The organism is Methylomonas sp. LWB (genome assembly GCF_001856095.1).
Classification (GTDB): domain Bacteria; phylum Pseudomonadota; class Gammaproteobacteria; order Methylococcales; family Methylomonadaceae; genus Methylomonas; species Methylomonas koyamae_A.
On the sequence record NZ_MKMC01000002.1, the window covers coordinates 1 to 19404 of the forward strand.

22 protein-coding genes are annotated in these 19404 nt (G+C 53.2%); 18 read left to right on the plus strand and 4 right to left on the minus strand.

Annotation, left to right across the window (positions count from 1 at the left end):
- On the plus strand, window positions 1–206 hold a 206-nt coding region (locus tag BJL95_RS24975; protein WP_217631648.1), incomplete at its 5' end, for a hypothetical protein.
- Between the two features lie 50 nt (window positions 207–256).
- On the opposite strand, the gene BJL95_RS00015 is transcribed toward BJL95_RS24975, so the two are convergent.
- Entirely contained in the window at window positions 257–1486 is a 1230-nt protein-coding gene (locus BJL95_RS00015; RefSeq protein ID WP_082885667.1) for a molybdenum ABC transporter ATP-binding protein, read from the minus strand.
- Between the two features lie 648 nt (window positions 1487–2134).
- On the opposite strand from BJL95_RS00015, the gene BJL95_RS00020 reads away from it, so the two are divergent.
- Genes BJL95_RS00020 through BJL95_RS00030 form a run of 3 tightly spaced genes read left to right on the plus strand, consistent with a single transcriptional unit; the run spans window position 2135 to window position 3767 of the window.
- Complete coding sequence (locus BJL95_RS00020) at window positions 2135–2710, plus strand: hypothetical protein (RefSeq protein ID WP_064031077.1); 576 nt, start codon at window positions 2135–2137, stop codon at window positions 2708–2710.
- Between the two features lie 33 nt (window positions 2711–2743).
- Window positions 2744–3052 carry a thiosulfate sulfurtransferase GlpE gene (locus BJL95_RS00025; RefSeq protein WP_064031031.1) on the plus strand — a complete coding sequence of 103 codons (309 nt, stop codon included), beginning with the start codon at window positions 2744–2746 and terminating at the stop codon, window positions 3050–3052.
- Window positions 3053–3062: 10 nt separating this feature from the next.
- Entirely contained in the window at window positions 3063–3767 is a 705-nt protein-coding gene (locus BJL95_RS00030; protein WP_064031032.1) for a dinitrogenase iron-molybdenum cofactor biosynthesis protein, read from the plus strand.
- Window positions 3768–3836: 69 nt separating this feature from the next.
- On the opposite strand, the gene BJL95_RS00035 is transcribed toward BJL95_RS00030, so the two are convergent.
- Entirely contained in the window at window positions 3837–4484 is a 648-nt protein-coding gene (locus BJL95_RS00035; RefSeq protein ID WP_064031033.1) for a DUF2959 domain-containing protein, read from the minus strand.
- Window positions 4485–4764: 280 nt separating this feature from the next.
- Between BJL95_RS00035 and BJL95_RS24980 the strand changes: the two genes are divergently transcribed.
- Window positions 4765–4929, plus strand: a complete 165-nt coding sequence (locus BJL95_RS24980) for a hypothetical protein (protein WP_168031883.1) — start codon at window positions 4765–4767, stop codon at window positions 4927–4929.
- 112 nt (window positions 4930–5041) lie between these two features.
- On the opposite strand, the gene BJL95_RS00040 is transcribed toward BJL95_RS24980, so the two are convergent.
- Window positions 5042–6367 (minus strand): replication-associated recombination protein A, encoded by a 1326-nt coding sequence (locus BJL95_RS00040; protein ID WP_071154888.1) that lies wholly within the window; start codon window positions 6365–6367, stop codon window positions 5042–5044.
- A gap of 134 nt (window positions 6368–6501) precedes the next feature.
- Between BJL95_RS00040 and accA the strand changes: the two genes are divergently transcribed.
- From accA to truD, 13 genes are all read left to right on the plus strand, one after another.
- Complete coding sequence (gene accA, locus BJL95_RS00045; RefSeq protein WP_064031034.1) at window positions 6502–7476, plus strand: acetyl-CoA carboxylase carboxyl transferase subunit alpha; 975 nt, start codon at window positions 6502–6504, stop codon at window positions 7474–7476.
- Window positions 7477–7545: 69 nt separating this feature from the next.
- Window positions 7546–8865 carry a tRNA lysidine(34) synthetase TilS gene (tilS, locus tag BJL95_RS00050; protein WP_071154793.1) on the plus strand — a complete coding sequence of 440 codons (1320 nt, stop codon included), beginning with the start codon at window positions 7546–7548 and terminating at the stop codon, window positions 8863–8865.
- Window positions 8866–8899: 34 nt separating this feature from the next.
- Window positions 8900–9088, plus strand: coding sequence for a hypothetical protein (locus BJL95_RS00055; protein WP_064031036.1), 189 nt, complete (start codon window positions 8900–8902; stop codon window positions 9086–9088).
- 1 nt (window position 9089) lies between these two features.
- The gene (locus tag BJL95_RS00060; protein ID WP_071154794.1) at window positions 9090–9287 is read left to right on the plus strand and encodes a hypothetical protein; all 198 of its coding nucleotides are present in this window, start codon (window positions 9090–9092) and stop codon (window positions 9285–9287) included.
- A 71-nt stretch (window positions 9288–9358) separates the two neighbouring features.
- Window positions 9359–10348: a nodulation protein NodZ gene (locus BJL95_RS00065; RefSeq protein WP_082885668.1), complete on the plus strand. Its 990-nt coding sequence runs from the start codon at window positions 9359–9361 to the stop codon at window positions 10346–10348.
- Between the two features lie 9 nt (window positions 10349–10357).
- Complete coding sequence (locus BJL95_RS00070; RefSeq protein ID WP_071154795.1) at window positions 10358–11551, plus strand: glycosyltransferase family 92 protein; 1194 nt, start codon at window positions 10358–10360, stop codon at window positions 11549–11551.
- Between the two features lie 549 nt (window positions 11552–12100).
- Complete coding sequence (locus tag BJL95_RS00075) at window positions 12101–13750, plus strand: CTP synthase (RefSeq protein ID WP_071154796.1); 1650 nt, start codon at window positions 12101–12103, stop codon at window positions 13748–13750.
- 2 nt (window positions 13751–13752) lie between these two features.
- Window positions 13753–14601 carry a 3-deoxy-8-phosphooctulonate synthase gene (gene kdsA / locus BJL95_RS00080; protein ID WP_064031041.1) on the plus strand — a complete coding sequence of 283 codons (849 nt, stop codon included), beginning with the start codon at window positions 13753–13755 and terminating at the stop codon, window positions 14599–14601.
- A 32-nt stretch (window positions 14602–14633) separates the two neighbouring features.
- Window positions 14634–15917 (plus strand): phosphopyruvate hydratase, encoded by a 1284-nt coding sequence (gene eno, locus BJL95_RS00085; protein WP_139306071.1) that lies wholly within the window; start codon window positions 14634–14636, stop codon window positions 15915–15917.
- A 126-nt stretch (window positions 15918–16043) separates the two neighbouring features.
- Window positions 16044–16313: a septum formation initiator family protein gene (locus BJL95_RS00090; protein ID WP_064031043.1), complete on the plus strand. Its 270-nt coding sequence runs from the start codon at window positions 16044–16046 to the stop codon at window positions 16311–16313.
- A 3-nt stretch (window positions 16314–16316) separates the two neighbouring features.
- Window positions 16317–17012: a 2-C-methyl-D-erythritol 4-phosphate cytidylyltransferase gene (gene ispD / locus BJL95_RS00095; protein ID WP_071154797.1), complete on the plus strand. Its 696-nt coding sequence runs from the start codon at window positions 16317–16319 to the stop codon at window positions 17010–17012.
- Window positions 17009–17482, plus strand: a complete 474-nt coding sequence (gene ispF, locus BJL95_RS00100) for a 2-C-methyl-D-erythritol 2,4-cyclodiphosphate synthase (RefSeq protein ID WP_071154798.1) — start codon at window positions 17009–17011, stop codon at window positions 17480–17482. The genes ispD and ispF overlap by 4 nt, the downstream gene beginning before the upstream one ends.
- A complete protein-coding gene (truD, locus tag BJL95_RS00105) occupies window positions 17479–18528 on the plus strand; it encodes a tRNA pseudouridine(13) synthase TruD (protein WP_071154799.1) in 1050 nt (349 codons plus the stop codon). The genes ispF and truD overlap by 4 nt, the downstream gene beginning before the upstream one ends.
- Here the strand turns inward: truD and ccsA are convergent.
- Window positions 18525–19328 (minus strand): inner membrane protein YpjD, encoded by an 804-nt coding sequence (gene ccsA / locus BJL95_RS00110; RefSeq protein WP_071154800.1) that lies wholly within the window; start codon window positions 19326–19328, stop codon window positions 18525–18527. The two genes, truD and ccsA, sit on opposite strands and share 4 nt — an antisense overlap.
- Window positions 19329–19404 lie beyond the last annotated feature (76 nt).

Here is a 19404-nt window from a genome sequence, read left to right on the forward strand (position 1 = left end):
CGTTGGAACCGTTGGTGCCGCCGGTCACGATAGACGATAGTTGGTTTGTCGCCGAGCCGACTGCCTCCGAGACACATCCGGCCGAACCGGATGTCGCGGCCGATGCGGAGCACGGCGCGACGCACGGCGATGCGGCCGCGGGAGAGAGCGAGGACGCTCATGGAGAGCCCGAGCCGCTGCCGGTGGCGCGCGCGGGCGATGAGTGAGCCCGTCGCTTAGTGGATAGACTACAAAGATGTATAGGATTTAGTTGTGCTTAGGCCTGAATGATTCGATCGGTTACTTGCTTGATTTCGACGGCGCTATTTGCGATAGCGTGGTGGAAACCGTGGGCTGTGGGCGCGGTTTCAAGCAAGTGATAGTGATCCGGACCTACGCTAATCACGCGTTGGTATGACTGAGTTTGAAGTTCGCGCAGATAAGCGATCGAATGGGTCTTGATCAAGCAATAAACTGTATCGCCTTCCTGTAGAGCCATATCGCGGGCCGCGCCGTGGGTAATTTCGGCCAGCAACGCGCCGCCGCAATCGATTTGCACAATTAAGCTCTCTCCGCTGGGAATAAGCGCGCAGATGCGGCCCTTGATCTGGTTCTGGATCGAAATGCCGCTTAAGTATCCGCGCGACAGCGCGATGTCGTTGGCGCGGATCGATACCTGGGTCCCGCTGCCCGGAGCCAATTGCGGCCTCAGCGGCAGCGCCAACGGCAAGCCGAAACTGTCTGCCTGGGTGTGGCCGGCGGAATGGTCGTGATGACGTATGGTGACCGGCAGCAAGTTGTCTATCTGACGCATGCCCAGATAGCGAAGCATGCCTTGTCCCTTGGCGATTTCCGGTAATGAGCCGCTACGCGTCACCTTCCCCTGATCCAGCACGATCAATTGGTCGGTCAAGTCGAGGATTTCCCCTAAGGATTGACTGGCGTAGAGTGCGGGCAGGTTGAGTTCGATTTGAGCGCGCTTGAGCAGCGCCAATAGCAGCGGCCGGTAGTCGTGGCCTATCGTCGCAAAGGTGTCGTCCAGCAGCAGCAAGCGCGGCGACTTCACCAGCGACCGGGCCAAGGCCACCCGTTGCCTTTCCCCGGCTGAAAGCAGCGGTAAGGGTTGGTCGAGCAGGCTGCCCAATTCGAGTAACTCGATCAAGAACGGTAGCTTGAAGTTTCTCCGATGCCTCAGCGTGCGCTCGCGGGTGGCGTTCAAGTTTTCGCGGACGGTTTCGGACGGATCGGCGCAATCCAGTTGTAGTACGGCGCCTACCGGACGTTGTTCGCGCGGCATGACGATACCCTTGCGACTGTCGAACAAGATCTTGCCGTCGACCAGAATGTAGCCGCTATGCGGCTGAATGGCGCCTGCGATCAAGCCCAGCAAGGTGCTTTTGCCGGCGCCGGATTTCCCGAGCAGGCCCATGCTGTTGTCATTGATCGCCAGCGATGTGGTCAGGTCGAAATGGCCTCTGCGCAATTTGACGTTCATTTCTAACAACATGGTGGCCTCGCTAGTTTGGTGGGTGATCGTTGCTCTCGAAGAGCCAGGGTTAACCGGCGAACGCTATCGTCAACGCCCCGACTTAAAGATCGCGCTTGTCGGCAGGTTTTCTTTGACAGCTTGGCCGGAACAGGTGTTTCAGTAACAAACGAAGCGGATATTCGGTATATCATATTATATATATCGAAAGACGTGATTGTTCGTGAAACGGTTCGGGACTAACGCTGATCGAGTGCGATAGTGGCGATTTGACTGAAAGTTGTCGCACTTTGCTTGATGGGCATAATCCACGTATTTACAAGCAGTTTTTGGGCCATAGCGCTGGCCGTGGACGAGCGCGGTAGGGCATTAGCGAATTGGGGTAGTGTGTTTGGCGAGGTATTTCGTTAATTATATTTGAGTATATCGATTCGGTAGGGGCGCTGCAAAATAGTGTTAAAGCCTACAACGGCGAACCGAAAAATCGCGTGGAATTTGTAGTGTTTGCGACATTGTTGGCGGTCGCTGTCGGCAAATCGGGGTTTTCCGATAAGCCGGAATGACCCCAATTCGTGAATAGCCCCAGTTGCGATAAGGGTATGCTTGGCTGGCAAGGCTCTTGCTTAATTAAATTGAACCGAATTTTTTATCTATTAGGAGATGTTTCCGATGTTACTCGACAGTTACAACAGCCAAGGCCTATTGACCATTTCTACGGTATTGGGCAAAACCAGCACTGCGGGTCTGACTGCTTGGCGCGGCGACTTAGTGCTGATCGAAGGTGCCATGCGCGAAGGCGCGACCAATCCCAACGACCGTAACCCGCCCAAATTATTGATCCAGCAAGCGGCGATGCTGGCCGATAGCGACAAGATCTTGTTTTTAAACGGTATGGTCTATCAGTTGGAGTCCCTTGCACTATTCGTCGAGAAATATAAAGCCGGTTTGACCGCCGATACCTTGGCTTTGATTTACGTCGAAAACATCGCCGCTCCAATGGTTGTCGAATTGGAAGGTTATACATTCAAATTGTTGCCGTACAGTGAGGGCATGGTCTGGAACGAAACGATGGAATTTCTGTACATCGAGAAAGCGGACCTGAAAGGCCAGTCCGCCGAAGACAAAGTCATCACCGTGTACGAAGCGGCAAAAGGCTTTAAATTTAAAGGCGAGACGTTGAGCTACGAAGCGGCGTTGACTAAAACCATCGAAGTTAAACGCGAAGCAAGCTACGGTCCGGTGTAACGGGTCGGCGAAGCGAAACGGGGGTGAGGACTTATGAAAAACTTTAAGACGCTTACGGTGGCCGAATCCGAAGCCTTGATCGCCGAACAGCAGCCGATGATCTTGGATTGCCGGGACCTTAAGGACTATAAGGCAGGACATATCGACAATGCGATGCACGTACACGAACAGTTGCGCGACACCTTGATCAGAAAAGCCGATAAGTCCAAGCCCATGCTGATTTATTGCTATTACGGCCATGCCAGCGAGCATATGGCGGAAATGTTCGGAGATTTCGGTTTTCAGCAGGTATACAGCATGGCCGGCGGTTACGCCGACTGGAAAGAACAGCACAAACTTTAGGGGTAACGCTATGGAATTATCAAGAGATATCGCGCTCCGCATTGCGTTGGCGTCAAGAGTGTTGCCCGGCGTGGATGTGGCGTCGCTGATTGGAATTCTGCACGAAAAAGTCGGTTCGCCGTTGACCGACGAACGCCTGAAAACCATTACCGTCACCAATTTGAAAACCGGGATTGGCAGCCACGATGGCGAGGAAGATGGCGAGGATATCGACATTGGATTGGCCAACATCAAATTGGCAGTGCGTTATCTATGGGGCGAGGAAGACGGTGACGAGGGCTTGCCGGAAATCCTCCCCTACAAGGAAGGCGACATGCCGGAATCGATCCGGGTCGCGATCGCATCCAACAGCGGGCAGTCGCTGAACGGGCATTTCGGCTCGTGCATCCGGTTTTTGGTGTATCAATTGTCCAAGGACGCCATGCGATTGGTGGATATCCGCTCTACGGTGGAAGCCGATACCGCCGACGATAAAAACCTGTTCCGGGCCGAGTTGATCAAGGACTGCCATGTGTTATTCGTGCAGTCTATCGGTGGACCGGCCGCCGCGAAAGTGATTCGAGCCGATATTTATCCGATCAAGATCCCGGACGTGATCGAAGCTGAAGCACAGTTGCGCGAGTTTCAGAAAGTGTTTGACGCGCCGCCGCCGTGGATGGCCAAGGCATTGGGTAAGAGTGCCGAGGAGCGCAAGCGCTTCGCTCACCAAGATTGAATGAGGGCCGGAGTACACAATTTCGGTGTGCTCCGGTTGTTCGGTCTAACCGGACTTAGTCCGGAGTCTTCAAGACTTTTCCATGGTCGCGATAAAGCTATCCGCTTCGTTGATCGATTTTTCCATTTCAAGGACTAGCGCGGAAACATCCGATTTCACGCTATCGAGCTGGCCTTTTAGCGAAGCGATGGCCTGAGCATTTAAATTGTGCTTTAGAAACAAGACTTGGTCCTTGAAGACTTTCAGTACCGGCTCCAGTTTGGACTCCGCTTTGCGCATTGCTGCCAGCAATTGCCGGTATTGGGTTTTTGTTACCGCCAGCTTTTTGCTACTGGTTTGTCTGAGCGAGGCGTTGGTGTATTCCCTAAGTTCGGCTTCCCATTCAGTAAATAAGGCTTCCGAAACGTCTTCGATATCGGCGATGCGTTTGTGAATTTCATCCGCCTTCCGCACGCTGGCATCATACTCGTCGTTTAGTTTCCCGTAGGTTGATTCCAGGTCGCCACCCTGAAAATTGGTCAATACGGTGAACTGTTCCAGTGCCGATTTGAATTGTTGCTTGGTTTCCTCCTGGGTCTCGCGGGCTTTTTCGACCCGATGTACCATGACTTCCCGCTTAGGAATGCCCAGTTTTTCCAGGCTACCGTAATAGGCTTTCGAGCAAGCGGTAGCGGTCAGTGCAATCAGTACAAGGGCGCAATGTAAGCGACTTTTCATTGGGTCACCAGGAGAGGTTAAGGGGAAAATTGCCGCAGTGTAAAGCCAGTTTCCGGCTAAGGCTAGCCCGGAAATCGGCTTCGACAATACTGGCGGATTGCCAACCAGTCGCGAATTTTTCGACAAAGAGTGCGATATTCCTCCAATAGTCGGTCACTGAGGTTGGCATTTGATCAAGAACTGGCTTTTACTTAGTCCCGACGCCGCCAAGTCGAATAGCGATGACTTTGGTGGGTGGATTTATTAAAGCTGTTTCTTATCAAATGTCGCGGAGGTTGTCATGAACGAATTTAAAAAAGATTTAATGATAGGGGTTATTTCATTTACCGGTATTGTCGGATTTATTTCCGGCGAGTTTATTCTTTCGACTTTAATGTTCGGTGTAGCGGCTTTAATGAGTAATATCGCGGCCGAACCCACTTATCCGGTTAAGCAGTCTGTCTGATTCTCCATTGGCGGAGATTCGCAAACGAAGCATCCATCGTTCGTTTGTTTCCACGGCCTCGCAATCCCCAGGGTTGCGAGGCTTTTTTTTACGCCTTCGAAATTTGATCTCATCAGGTTTTTTTGGCCGGTAAGCCGCGCAGAAAGTTTAGCTTTTCTTTAATTTTACTCTCCAATCCGCGTTCGACCGGAAAGTAATAACGGCGGTTTTGTAAGGCGTCGGGGAAATAATTTTCGCCAGCGGCGAATGCTTGATCTTCGTCGTGTGCGTAGCGATATTCGGCGCCATAGCCTAAATCCCGCATCAGACCGGTCGGTGCGTTTCGTAGATGCATTGGAACTTCCAGCGAGCCGCTTTTTTTGGCATCGATCATTGCCGCCTTGTAGGCCGTGTAGACGGCGTTGCTTTTCGGTGCGCACGCAAGATAGGTTACCGCTTGCGCCAAAGCTAGCTCGCCTTCAGGGCTGCCTAGTCTTTCGTAGGCCTCGGTGGCGTTTAGCGCGAGTTGTAAGCCGCGCGGATCTGCGTTGCCGATGTCTTCGGCGGCCATTCGAATCACGCGCCGGGCAATGTAAAGCGGGTCGCAACCACCGTCCAGCATCCGGGCAAACCAATACAATGCCGCATCAGGATCGGTGCCGCGCACTGATTTGTGCAAAGCGGAGATTTGATCGTAAAAAATATCGCCGCGCTTGTCGAAGCGGTTTGCGTGGCCTTGCAGGACTTCGTCGATCATTCCAGGTTTAACGACTTCTCGTCCATCCACGGTCTCGGCTAGGTCGGCGGCAATTTGCAGAATATTCAAACTTCGTCGGGCGTCACCATCGGCGGCCTTGGCGATCATCGTCAGAGTTTCGCGGTCTATCTCGATCGGCCGCAGGCCCAAGCCGCGCTGTTTATCTCTTAGCGCACACTCCAGCAGTTCGATCAGCGCGTCGGTATCGAGGCTGCGCATTACGTAGACTCGCAAGCGCGACAGCAGCGCGTTGTTCAGCTCGAACGACGGATTCTCGGTGGTGGCGCCGAACAGCACGATTGCGCCACTTTCGATGGGCGCCAGCAACGAGTCCTGCTGACTCTTCGAAAAACGGTGAATTTCGTCGATGAATACGATGGTATTCAAGCCCTGTCGAGCCTTGATTTCTTCAGCCTCGCCCACGGCGGCGCGAATCTCCTTGACACCGGCCATCACCGCCGACAACTCGATGATGTGGCTATGGGTCATGCCACCGATGATCTTGGCCAGCGTGGTTTTGCCGACTCCCGGCGGTCCCCAAAATACCAGCGAATGCAACGCGCCGTTGTCGATAGCTGCCCTTAGCGATTTGCCTTTTGCCAGCAGGTGTTGTTGGCCGATAAATTCATCAAGGCTGCTTGGTCGCATTTTGGCGGCTAGCGGCATATAGGCGTCGCGAGGACCGGAGTATTTGCTATTCATGAATGACATAAGCGTGACGGTGACCATAGGGGAGCGGTCGCACGCTAAGCGAAACCGCGGCCGAAATAGATAGGCAATATCGGCTTTTTTTAATAGAATTGCCGGCCATTTTAGAGATTCCGCTCCCGAAAGCCATGGATTTAAAATTTCTTGATTTTGAACAGCCGATTGCCGAACTGCAAGCCAAGATTGAAGAGCTGCGCAAAGTCGAGCTAGACAACAACTTCGATATTTCCGAGACGCTGAAGCAGTTGGAGCAGAAATGCGAGAGCCTGACCGAGAGTATTTTCAGCGACTTGTCCGACTGGCAGATTTCCCAATTGTCGCGCCATCCGGGACGACCCTACACGCTGGATTATATCTCGTTAATTTTCACCGAATTCCATGAGTTGCATGGCGATCGCGCATTCGCGGACGACCCGGCCATCGTTTGCGGCTTAGCGCGCTTGGAGGGTCGGCCGGTCGTCGTGATCGGTCATCAAAAAGGTCGAGACACTAAGGAAAAAATTTACAGAAACTTCGGAATGCCGCGGCCGGAAGGTTATCGGAAGGCCTTGCGCGTCATGAAAATGGCCGAGCGCTTTCAGTTGCCGGTCATTTGTCTGATCGATACTCCCGGCGCCTATCCTGGCATTGGCGCGGAAGAGCGCGGTCAGAGCGAAGCGATTGCCCGTAACTTGTTCGAAATGTCCAAATTGCGGACACCGATTATCTGTACCGTGATCGGTGAAGGCGGCTCCGGTGGCGCGTTGGCTATTGGGGTGGGCGACCGTTTGCTAATGTTGGAATACAGTACTTACGCGGTAATTTCGCCGGAAGGTTGTGCGTCTATTTTATGGAAAAGCGCCGACAAGGCCCAGTTGGCTGCCGAGGCCATGGGCATAACCTCCGACCGCGTGCGCGAACAAGGCTTTTTGGACGAAGTCATCCGCGAGCCGGTCGGTGGCGGTCACCGCAATTTCGCCAAGATCGCCGCCAATTTGCAGGAAGCCTTGCTCAGGCATTTGGGTGAATTGCAGGCGGAAGCTGGCGACATGGACAAACTGTTGGAGAAACGTTATCAACGTATCATGCGTTTCGGCTCGTTCATTGAAGAGCCGGCCAAATAATTCCTTTGTCCGGAACATCAGCGTAGAAAAGGCCGATTTCTCTCGGCCTTTTTTTTGGAGCGTTGCCTTATGCTGAGCTTTCAGGCAGTGAGTTCCGCGCTGCCGGAGCGGGTTGGGCGTTTGTATGTCGCATACAGTGGTGGCGTGGACTCGCACGTACTATTGCACCTGTGCGCACGGCAACCGGATTGGCAAGCCAAGCTGTGCGGGGTCTACGTCGACCACCGCTTGCAAGCGAAGTCGACGGCCTGGGGCACCCATTGTCGTCGGCAATGCGAAGCGTTGGGTGTCGAGTTCTTGCTGCTGACTGTCGACGCCTCGGCTGCGCCGGGTGAAAGTCCGGAGGCGGCTGCTCGTCGCGCTCGATACGCCGCGCTAGCCGATTTGCTGGACCGCGACGATGTGGTGCTGGCGGCTCAGCACCGCGAGGATCAACTGGAAACGGTGTTGCTGCAACTATTTCGCGGAGCTGGCGTGGCTGGATTGGCGGCGATGCCTCGGATATCGCCGCTGGGCCGAGGGTCTTTGGTCAGGCCGCTGTTGAAAGTGGGCAAGGCCGAGGTATTGGTCTACGCGCGCCAGCAAGGCTTGGTTTGGATAGAGGATCCGAGCAATGCCACGAATGATTTCGACCGGAATTTTCTGCGAAACCAAGTTCTACCGCTACTGAAACAACGCTGGCCTGGGCTGGATAAAACGGTGGCGCGGTCGGCCGAGCTGTGTGGAGAGGCTGCGGAATGCCTGGACGAGTGGGCCGAAGCACAATTGGCCGCCGTATCCGGTTTGGACAGGGGCGAGCTGGCGATCGACCAACTGCCGGTTGCGGCAAGTCGCCGTCGCTTGCTGATTCGGCAATGGTTAGCTCGCAACGGCCTCCGGCCGCCGAGCCGAGCCATAACTGAAGCGATTCTGGCGCAGGTCGTCGATGCGCGTGGCGATGCGAACCCGCAATTATGTTATCAGGGCGCGCTGATTCGAAGATACCGCAAGCGCTTAGTTTGCGTGCCGGCCCATCCGGCTGTTCGCACGCACGGCGAAGTGGTTTGGCCTGACAATGCCCAGCAGATCGAATTGGGCGGCGGTTGTCGCTTGAGCAAGGAAGTTTCCGTTGACGGCATCGCTCAAGCGCTTTGGGATCGGGCTAGTGTCACGGTGAGGTTCCGGCGCGGCGGCGAAAAGTTGAAGTTGCCGGGGAGGGGCGGCCGGCATAGTTTGAAAAAGCTCTATCAGGCAGCCGGCACCCCTCCGTGGGAACGGGAGTGGAGGCCGTTGATATATCTGGATGGCCGCTTGGCGGCGGTGGCTGGCCTTTGGGTGGACGAGTGGGTCGGCGGTTCGAAAAACGAACCTTGCTACCGAGTGTCTTGGCAGTTTCGACAAAGCGTGTGATGATGAATGGATAAACCCTAGTCGGAGAAATGAGATGTTTGCCGAAGTTTTGCAGTCGGCGATCGTCGGCATGATGATCGCCATTCCCACTATCGTAATCTATAAAAAAGTGGGCTTGAATCCGCTTTGGGCTGGACTGGTTTTTATTCCGGTGTTCGGTTTATTAATCGTATTCATCCAGTTGGCCTTCGCGGAATGGCCAAACGCGCGGCGGGGAGGTTGAGATGGCGTTGTTTTTCATTTTGTTGCCCGTCTATATCTTGTTTTGTTTGTGGTTGGGATTTCGAATACTGCGGAAAGCCGGCTTTGATGGACGTTGGGTCATCGCATTATTGGTGCCGGTCTTGAATATCATCATGATTTGGGTGTTCGCATTCAGTCGATGGCCTGGTTTGCGGGAGGATGTCGATCAGGGGTTTTAGGCGGTATTTTGCTCTGATTTTCTTTTTATTCCCGAGATATTGGGTTCTCTAAAATTAGGTTGTGAAATGTTATGAATCTGAGGCATATTTGGTGGAGAATTGCTGCAATTAAAACGCCCGGCCAAGCTTTCGATGCGGTAGCTTCAGAGCTGACGCCATATTTTTATCGGCATTTTCAACGGTTAAATCGAGGCGTTTTTGCAATTGAGATCGTGAATTCCAATTTAGGGTTTTTCGCGGTTCTGAATTGGGCGCTGTTTGTTTTGCATTTCTGTAAGAAGCAGGGTTTAGTACCCTATTTAGAATTTACTACGAAGAATTATTCGGATCCGGTTTTGGGGCGCGATTGGTTTAAGTATTATTTTTCTAATCGAGCAATGTCAGCGGCCGGTTTCGCAGCCGAGTATAGGCCTTGGTTGGTTACCAAGGTTCGACGTATCAGAGATTTACGGATGCCGGGTTGGTGTTTTCACGATTTGAGCTTGGAACAAGCCGGCGAGATTTTCCGTGAATATATTGAGTTCAATCCGGTGATTTCCGCCGAGGTGGAAGCGTTCGTTGCCGAGCATTTTGCAGGTAAGTATGTTTTGGGGGTTCATTTTCGAGGTACCGATAAAGTAGTCGAGGCGCCACAAGTCGCTTGGGCGTATTGTGAACAAACGATTCGAAATTTTTTAGCGGATCACCCCAGCGTCGATGTTCTATTTGTCGCTAGTGATGAAAGTCGTTTTATTCAATATATGCTGGAAAAATTTCCAGATATTGCTGTGGTGAGCCATCAGGACCATTTTCGCAGCGATGGCATTAAGGCAATTCATAGTCTCGATGGGGGCGGCGATAATTATTCGAAAGGATTCGATGCGTTAGTTAATTCTTTGTTGTTGTCGAAATGCGACGCACTAATCCGGTCGTCGTCATTTTTATCAGCTTGGGCGTCGATTTTTAATCCAAAAGTGCCGGTGGTTTTGTTGAACAAGCCTTTGGAAGATGCGTTATGGTTTCCTGAGGTAGAGATAATGAAGCGTTCCTTGGATCATTACTTGCCTGATTTCACTGAATAGGAAGCTTGTATGAGAGTCCTGCTAAGCCTATTGAAGAGGCTGGGAAAAAAAGTCAGTCTGGATGTTGCGTATAATTTCGTTCAGTTAAATTATCCAATTTGGGTTTTTTACTTTAAGAAACTGACGTTGCCGAATTTTGGCGGTCGCCACGAGATTAAAATTTCTGGTAAGCCCGCTATCTACGATGTATTCGTTTCCGGCGATAAAAATTACGTGGTAGCTATTGGTAGATATGACCGCGTTGCCGACTGGAGTAGATTAATATGCGTATTCGACTCAGGTTGCGAAGTTATTGGGCAGGTCGTTGAGGATTTTGCCGATGAAAAGGAGGCTTATCAGGTTTCAATCATTAAATATTTGATTCCCTCTGGTTTTCGGAGTAAGCCCGTGGTTTTGATTACGTTAAAGTTGGACGGTAGTCAAATCGTTAACTCTCTCCAGCTTTCGAATCATTCGGTCGAATTGCCGCGGCATAAGCTAAGTGTGACGACGTTGATGAAGGATGAAGATAGGTTCATCCCTGAGTGGATCGCATATTATCGTATGATAGGCGTAAGTCATTTCTATATATACGATAATCGTAGTTTAAAAAGAAGGCGGATACGTAACTTGTTGGCGCCTCTAATAGCCCAGGGAATTGTGACGTTGATAGATTGGGATTATCCTTACGTGTCCGGTGCTCCCGATAATAGCTGGCGTTTTTGTCAGCGAGGACAGATGCACCATTGTTTATACAAATACGGTAGTTTTTCCGATTGGATGTTGTTTATCGATGTTGATGAGTTTATCTATCCTGTTAATGCCGAGCAAGATTTTTTGAAGTTTTTAGAGAGTCGAGAGCATCCAAATATAGCCGCGTTGCAGTTCAAGATGATCTGGTTTGGAAATTCAGGATTTGAACAGGTTCCTAAGGGTTTAATTATTAATAATTATATTCGACGTTCTCCGGAGGTTTTGTCCTTAGGTCGAGAGAAATGTGCTGTCCGGCCTCAGTTAACGAAGCTAATGTTTATTCATGGGGTTAAGGCGTGTGAGGAAAATTCATGGATGGATGTGGTGTCTCCCGAAATGTTTCGGATTAATCATTATTATGCGACTAGTTCCAAGCGTCAATTTAAGGGGTATTCGGACCATAACGACGTGGAAGATACAGGAATGAGAAAATACGTTGACTCCGTGGAAGAGTATATTGGGAAAATATAGTTGTGCTAAAAATTGATATTTATCTTGTATAAGTACAGTTGGAAATGGTTTTGTTAGAGCCCTTTCGAAGATGTTATGCGTCTAGTAGTAAGCTATGTGCCCTCCAGCTGACAGAGGGATTCCATGTCATAACGTTGGGCGAAACGACGCAACGCTGACGAATCGAAAAATCTTTAGCGACTTTCCGGCGCCGCTTCCGATAGCGTTGGACTTCACGCCTTGTTGCTCGGCAATGGCGGCGATTGTTTGATCGTGGGTAACATTAATAATGGTGTGCGCGATCTTGTTTTTGCCAGTCGTTGCCCGTCTTTTTCTCGAGATCAGGCGCTTCGTGCGACATTTCGTCGCATTCTTGGCGTTTTAACGCTTGCTAACTTGATGTACGGCAGTTGTTGTCGTGAGCTTACTGTGAGGAATGTGCCTGAGCTTTTAGTGGTTGCTGTGGGGGCGCAAGGGCTAGATTTGCCCGGCAGGCATGGGACAAAGCTGTTAAAATTCCGGTTTAGTGTTGACCCCATTGCCAGACGCTAGACAAGGCGCAAATTTTTCATGACAAAATTCATCTTTATCACCGGCGGTGTGGTCTCCTCGCTGGGGAAAGGCATCGCTGCTTCTTCCTTGGCCGCAATTTTGGAAGACCGCGGCCTCAAGGTCACCATCACCAAACTCGATCCCTACATCAACGTCGATCCGGGCACCATGAGTCCGTTCCAGCATGGCGAAGTGTTCGTCACCGAGGACGGCGCGGAAACCGACCTGGACTTAGGCCATTACGAGCGGTTTTTGAAAACCACGATGGCCAAAAAAAACAACTTCACGACGGGGCAGGTATACGAACAAGTGCTTCGCAACGAGCGTAAGGGCGAATATCTCGGCGCGACGGTGCAAGTGATTCCGCATATCACCGATGAAATCAAGCGCCGGGTTTACGCCAGCGCGGAAGGCAAGGACGTGGCGCTGATCGAGGTCGGCGGTACGGTCGGCGACATAGAGTCGCTGCCGTTTCTGGAAACCATCCGCCAAATGGGCGTCGAATTGGGCCGCGACCGCGCGGTGTTCATCCATTTGACCCTAGTGCCCTATATCAAGTCAGCCGGCGAACTGAAAACCAAGCCGACCCAGCACTCGGTTAAGGAACTGCGCACCATCGGTATTCAACCCGATATTCTGATCTGCCGTTCCGAACAAACCATCCCGGCCAGCGAACGCCGCAAAATCGCGCTGTTCACCAACGTCAGCGAGAAGGCGGTCATCACCGCGATCGATGCCGATACCATCTACCGCATTCCGCTGCTGTTGCGCGAGCAGGGGCTGGACGACATCGTCGTCAACCAATTGCGTCTGGACGTGCCGCCAGCCGATTTGAGCGCGTGGGAAAAAGTCGTCGACGGCCTGACCCACCCAACCGACGAGGTGCAAATCGCCATCGTCGGCAAATACGTCGACCATACCGATGCCTACAAATCCTTGAACGAAGCCTTGTTGCACGCCGGCATTCATACCCGCCACAAGGTCGAGATCAAATACATCGATTCCGAAACCATCGAGCAGGAAGGCACCGCTCGGTTGAAGGATGTCGACGCCATTCTGGTGCCGGGCGGTTTCGGCGAGCGCGGCGTCGAAGGCAAGATTTCGACGGTGCGCTTCGCCCGCGAGAACAGAATCCCTTTTCTGGGTATTTGCCTGGGCATGCAATCGGCTGTGATCGAATTCGCCCGCAATGTGGTCGGCCTGGAAGGCGCCCACAGTACCGAATTTCTGCCGAAGAGCCCCCATCCCGTGATCGGCTTGATTACCGAATGGATGGACGAGGCTGGTGAACTGGTCACCCGCGACGAAGACTCCGACATCGGTGGCACCATGCGCCTCGGCGCGCAAAAATGTCGCTTGAAGGACGAATCGCTGGCTTTCGAGGTGTATCGAAAAGACGTGATCACCGAGCGTCACCGCCACCGTTACGAGTTCAACAACCAGTATCTGAAACAACTGGAAGCCGCCGGCATGCGTTTTTCCGGCAAATCCTTGGACGGCCGGCTGGTCGAAATCGTTGAGCTGCCGGAGCATCCCTGGTTCCTGGCTTGCCAGTTCCACCCCGAATTTACATCGACGCCACGCAATGGCCATCCCTTGTTTTCGGGTTTCGTCGAAGCCGCCGCCAAACACAAAAAGCACTTTAACGAGCATAAACAACAAGGTTAAGCATGCAACTCTGCCATTTCGAAGCTGGTCTGGATCAACCGTTTTTCTTGATCGCCGGCACCTGCGTGATCGAAAGCGAACAAATGACGTTGGATACCGCCGGTAAACTTAAGGAAATCACCAGCGAACTCGGCATCCCGTTCATTTACAAATCCTCTTTCGACAAGGCCAACCGCTCGTCGATGTCTAGTTTTCGCGGCTTGGGACTGGAAACCGGCCTGCAAATTCTGGAAAAGGTCAAGCAGCAATTGGACGTACCGGTTTTGACCGATGTCCACGAAGACACGCCGCTGGCGGAAGTCGCTTCCGTGGTGGACGTCATGCAGACACCGGCTTTTCTGTGTCGTCAGACCAATTTCATCCAAAGCGTCGCCGCTCAAGGCAAGCCGGTCAACATCAAGAAAGGCCAATTCATGGCGCCTTGGGACATGGGCAATGTGGTCGCCAAGGCCAAGGCCACCGGCAACCAGCAAATCATGGTCTGCGAGCGCGGTGTATCCTTCGGCTACAACAACCTGGTATCAGACATGCGCTCCTTGGCCGTGATGCGCGACACCCAATGTCCTGTGGTGTTCGACGCTACCCATTCGGTGCAATTGCCGGGCGGGCAGGGCAGTTGCTCGGGCGGCCAGCGCGAACACGTGCCGGTATTGGCGCGGGCGGCTATTGCGGTCGGTATTGCCGGATTATTCATGGAAACTCATCCTAAGCCAGAAGACGCTTTGAGTGACGGACCTAATTCCTGGCCGCTGCATCGAATGCAGGAACTGCTGGAAACTTTGATGACCCTCGATCGCGCGGTAAAAGCGGCGGCCTTGATCGAAAACACCTTGAACCAACAAAACAACTAAACCTATCCATCACTCCCACGGAGCAATTGAAGATCATGAGAATCGTTGATGTAAAAGCTAGAGAAATTCTGGACTCTCGCGGCAACCCCAGCGTCGAGGCCGAAGTTTATTTGGATTCAGGTGTCGTCGGCAGCGCCATGGTGCCTTCCGGGGCCTCCACCGGCGAACGCGAAGCTATCGAATTGCGCGACGGCGATAAATCTCGTTACTTGGGCAAGGGCGTGTTGACTGCGGTTAACAACGTTAACACCGTGCTGAAAGATGCCGTGGTTGGTATGCAAGCCGATAACCAAGCCGCGCTGGATCAAAAAATGATCGATCTCGACGGTACTAATGCAAAAAGCAAACTGGGCGCCAACGCCATTTTGGGCGTATCGATGGCCGCTGCCCGTGCCGCCGCGCAAGAAGCCGGTAAACCGCTGTATCAGTTCATGAACAAATCCGGCGAATTCATTCTGCCGGTACCGATGATGAATATCATCAACGGCGGTTCGCACGCCGACAATAGCGTCGATTTGCAAGAATTCATGATCCTGCCGGTTGGTGCACCAACCTTCCGCGAAGCGATCCGTTACGGTGCCGAAGTATTCCACAACCTGGCAAAAGTCTTGAAAGGCAAAGGCTTGGCGACCACCGTCGGCGACGAAGGCGGTTTCGCACCTAATCTGCGCTCTAACGAAGAAGCCATCGAAGTGATTCTGGAAGCGATCGAAAAAGCCGGTTACAAAGCCGGTCAAGACATCTACCTGGGTATGGACGCGGCAGCTTCCGAGTATTTCGACGACGGCAAGTACGTCTTGTCCGCCGAAAACCGCAGCTTCAACTCAGTGGAAATGGTCGACTTCCTGACGGCTTGGGTCGATAAATATCCGATTATCTCGATCGAAGACGGTCTGGACGAAAACGATTGGGACGGCTGGAAATACCAAACCGAAAAGTTGGGTAACCGCATACAATTGGTCGGCGACGACTTGTTCGTGACCAACCCGGCGATACTGAAAGAAGGTATCGAGAAAGGCATCGCGAACTCCATCCTGATCAAGGTTAACCAAATCGGCACCTTGACCGAAACCTTGGAAGCGATCACTATGGCTGGAGCGGCCGGTTACAGCGCGGTGGTTTCTCACCGCTCCGGCGAGACCGAAGATACCACGATTGCCGACTTGGTGGTTGCTACCGGCACAGGCCAAATCAAAACCGGGTCATTGAGCCGCTCCGACCGCGTCGCCAAATACAACCGTCTGATGAAAATCGAAGACGAGTTGGGCGCGAAAGCTCGCTATGCCGGCCGTGGCGCGTTCAAAATGCTGAAATAAAAAGCGTTGGTTGGGTTGATCCTTTGCGAAAGCGGAGGATTGCCGCAACTTTAAGAGTCGTCGTGTTGGGTTACGCTCCGCGTTGCTTCGCTAACCCAACCTACTCTTTTCTAAAGAGACACCGCCATCAAAACCCTGATCCTTGTCATCATCGCGTTGACGCTGCACTTCCAATACCGGTTGTGGTTCGGCGACGCCAGTTTGTCGCAGATTCGCGAGTACCGCGCGCGGCTGGAGGAATTGACCAAGGATGCCCAAGAGAAAAAAGAGCGTAACGACTCGCTGTACGCCGAAGTGCTGGACCTGCGCAAAGGTCTGGAAACCATCGAAGAACGCGCCCGCTACGAGCTGGGCATGATCAAGGAAAACGAAACCTTCTTTCAAGTGCTTGAGTAGCGCATGAATCAAATTCTCAAATGCTGGGCAGTAGTCCCGGCAGCTGGCGTCGGCAAACGCATGCAAGCCGACCGCCCCAAACAATATCTGCCGCTGGCCGGCAAGACCGTCATCGAACACACTTTGAGTCGCTTGCTGGAATCCGGAGCTTTCGTAAAAGTCGCCGTGGCGATTTCTGTCGAAGACCCGTATTGGCCCGAGCTGGAAATCTCCCAACATCCCGACGTCATCACCGCCCCCGGCGGTAAGGAACGCGCCGATTCGGTGCTATCGGCATTGAAAGCCTTGCAAGGCTTGGCCGCCGAAGACGATTGGGTGTTAGTGCATGATGCGGCACGTCCGTGCCTGACCGCCGGCGACATTCATTTGCAGATCGACAGTCTGAAGGATGACGCCGTCGGCGGTATTCTGGCGCTGAGTTCGCACGATACGCTAAAGTATGTCGATAGCGATACCATCACCGCGACCATCGACCGCAAACACGTCTGGCGGGCGCTGACCCCGCAGATGTTCAAATACGGCATGCTGCGCGACGCCTTGCAGCAAACCGAAGGCAATCCAGCGGTGACAGACGAAGCCAGCGCGCTGGAAATCCTTGGCTTCAAGCCCAGAATCGTCGAAGGCCGCCCAGACAACATCAAAATCACCCGGCCCGAAGATCTGGCGCTGGCGCAATTTTATATGGAGCAACAAACATGATTCGAGTCGGTCAAGGTTACGACGTCCACCGTTTCAACGACGGCGACCACATCATTTTGGGCGGTGTCACCATTCCTTACGAAAAAGGCCTGGAGGCCCATTCCGACGGCGACGTGGTGCTGCACGCCTTGGCCGACGCCATCTTGGGCGCGGCGGCGCTTGGCGACATCGGCAAGCACTTCCCGGATACCGATCCCAATTTCAAAGGTGCCGACAGTCGGGTATTGCTGCGCCACGTGTACAGCATCGTCCAGGAGAAAGGCTACAAACTGGTTAACGCCGACGTCACCATCATCGCCCAGGCGCCGAAAATGCTGCCGCACGTGCCGGCGATGCGCGCCAATATCGCCGCCGACCTGAAAGTGGATGTCGACTTCATCAACGTCAAAGCCACCACCACCGAGAAACTCGGCTTCGAAGGCCGTAAGGAAGGCATTGCGGTGCAGGCTGTGGTGCTGATCGAAAAGTGAGCGAATTTCCGTTACCGGACTGGCCTCGCGCTTTCGGCGGCCCATCCGGCACTGGTGACATTAGAACCATCCCCGAGGATTTCTTTGTCGAAGAAATCCTCGGCTTCCAACCGGAAGGCAGTGGCGAGCACGTGTTTCTATTCGTCGAAAAAATCGGCGAAAACACCGAATATGTCGCCCGGCTGCTGGCCCGCCACGCCAGCGTTAGGCAGCGCGACATCGGTTACGCCGGCCTGAAAGACCGACACGGACGCACCCGGCAATGGTTCAGCGTTTGGTTGCCCGGCAAGGTGGAGCCTGATTGGAGAATGTTGCAGGGAGACCATCTGAAAATACTGGAAGCAGTTCGCCACCCACGCAAGTTAAAGCGAGGTGTGCTACAGGGCAATCGATTCGAGATTTTGATCCGTAACTGGCAAGGCGACCGCGAACGTTTGGATGCCCAGCTCGAGCAAGTCAAGCGCTTGGGATTTCCCAATTATTTCGGCGAACAACGTTTTGGTTTCCAAGGCCGCAATGTCGCGCGAGCGGCTGAAATGTTCGGCGGTGTCAGGGTGAAACCGGAACAGCGCTCGATTTACCTGTCGGCGGCGCGGTCTTATTTATTTAATCTGATTCTGGCCGAACGGGTGGCGACCGGTAGCTGGAGTACCGGCCTGACTGGCGAGGCTTTTATGCTGGCCGGCAGTCACAGCTATTTTGCCGCGGATGAAATCGATTCGGCGCTGGCGGCGCGACTGGCGGCCGGCGACATTCAGTGCAGCGGTGCGTTGTGGGGCAAGGGCGTTAGTGGGGCTCGCGCCGATGCGCTGGAACTAGAGCAACGAATTGTCGCGGCGCAGCCGATACTGGCGCAAGGTTTGATTTCGGCTGGCCTGACGCAGGATAGGCGAGCGCTCGTGGTTAGGCCGACCGATTTGGTGTGGGGCTTCGAGAGTGAAGCGGTTTTGCGCTTAGGTTTCGGTTTGCCGGCCGGCGCTTACGCGACGGCGCTGTTGCGGGAAATTGTCGCGCTTGACGAGTCGTTAGGCGTGGTCGCGACCTAGATTTTCTTCAGGATTAACTCCAACACCAGTTTGCTGCCGAAATAAGCCAGCAACAGCGACGTAAAGCCGATCAATGTCCATTGCACGGCGCTTTGTCCGCGCCAGCCGTAGCGCAAGCGGCCGAATAGCAGTGCGGAAAATATCAGCCAGGCGAGAATCGACAACACGGTTTTGTGCGCCAGATGCTGTGCAAACAAGTCGTCGATAAACAGAAAGCCGGTCAACAACGAAATGGTTAAAAACCCCAGGCCGGTAGCGATCATTTGGAACAAAAGCGCTTCCATGGCCTGCAACGGCGGTAGCGCTAACATAAATTGCTTCGGGTGATGATGGCGCAGTTGCTGTTCTTGAATCGCCAGTAGAATGGCTTGTACCGCGGCGATATTCAAAAGGCCAAAGGCTAAAATCGACGTCAAAATGTGGACGGTCAACTGCCAGTCGTGATGGGCGAGAGGATGAGGTTTACTCGGATAGGCTAGATTAGCCGCCAGAAGTAATGCCGCCACTGGGAATACCAATACGCCGAGTTTTGCCACCGGCTTATCGAGGGCGGCAAACAGTAGTAACCAGACAACGACCAACGCGGTTAGCGACGCGGTGTTGAAAAAACCGAACGAAAAGCCGTTCTGCTCGTGGATGTTTAGGAAGGTATAAGCGCTGTGCAGGCCGGCCGCGGCCCAAGCCAATTTGAGTGGAAGCGAGGACTGTCTTTGCGCGGCAAGGATTTCTCTAGCGATTCCCGCCCCCGCGAGCGCGTAGGTCAGAATCGATAAAATGCCGATGGCTGTGCTGAGGTACATGGCCGGAAGAATCGAAAGGCGTTGCGAAGCGCTTATGTTAAACTAAGCGGCCTGATTGTCGTAATTCGATTGTTAC

Coding starts and splice junctions, on each gene's coding strand:
- BJL95_RS00060 (WP_071154794.1), top strand. CDS start 9,090: ATGGCGTTGTTTTTCATTTTGTTGCCCGTCTATATCTTGTTTTGTTTG.
- kdsA (WP_064031041.1), top strand. CDS start 13,753: ATGCAACTCTGCCATTTCGAAGCTGGTCTGGATCAACCGTTTTTCTTG.
- ispF (WP_071154798.1), top strand. CDS start 17,009: ATGATTCGAGTCGGTCAAGGTTACGACGTCCACCGTTTCAACGACGGC.
- BJL95_RS00055 (WP_064031036.1), top strand. CDS start 8,900: ATGTTTGCCGAAGTTTTGCAGTCGGCGATCGTCGGCATGATGATCGCC.
- BJL95_RS00015 (WP_082885667.1), bottom strand. CDS start 1,486: ATGTTGTTAGAAATGAACGTCAAATTGCGCAGAGGCCATTTCGACCTG.
- BJL95_RS00070 (WP_071154795.1), top strand. CDS start 10,358: ATGAGAGTCCTGCTAAGCCTATTGAAGAGGCTGGGAAAAAAAGTCAGT.
- BJL95_RS00065 (WP_082885668.1), top strand. CDS start 9,359: ATGAATCTGAGGCATATTTGGTGGAGAATTGCTGCAATTAAAACGCCC.
- accA (WP_064031034.1), top strand. CDS start 6,502: ATGGATTTAAAATTTCTTGATTTTGAACAGCCGATTGCCGAACTGCAA.
- ispD (WP_071154797.1), top strand. CDS start 16,317: ATGAATCAAATTCTCAAATGCTGGGCAGTAGTCCCGGCAGCTGGCGTC.
- ccsA (WP_071154800.1), bottom strand. CDS start 19,328: ATGTACCTCAGCACAGCCATCGGCATTTTATCGATTCTGACCTACGCG.
- BJL95_RS00040 (WP_071154888.1), bottom strand. CDS start 6,367: ATGAATAGCAAATACTCCGGTCCTCGCGACGCCTATATGCCGCTAGCC.
- tilS (WP_071154793.1), top strand. CDS start 7,546: ATGCTGAGCTTTCAGGCAGTGAGTTCCGCGCTGCCGGAGCGGGTTGGG.
- BJL95_RS00020 (WP_064031077.1), top strand. CDS start 2,135: ATGTTACTCGACAGTTACAACAGCCAAGGCCTATTGACCATTTCTACG.
- BJL95_RS00075 (WP_071154796.1), top strand. CDS start 12,101: ATGACAAAATTCATCTTTATCACCGGCGGTGTGGTCTCCTCGCTGGGG.
- BJL95_RS24980 (WP_168031883.1), top strand. CDS start 4,765: ATGAACGAATTTAAAAAAGATTTAATGATAGGGGTTATTTCATTTACC.
- BJL95_RS00030 (WP_064031032.1), top strand. CDS start 3,063: ATGGAATTATCAAGAGATATCGCGCTCCGCATTGCGTTGGCGTCAAGA.
- BJL95_RS00035 (WP_064031033.1), bottom strand. CDS start 4,484: ATGAAAAGTCGCTTACATTGCGCCCTTGTACTGATTGCACTGACCGCT.
- BJL95_RS00025 (WP_064031031.1), top strand. CDS start 2,744: ATGAAAAACTTTAAGACGCTTACGGTGGCCGAATCCGAAGCCTTGATC.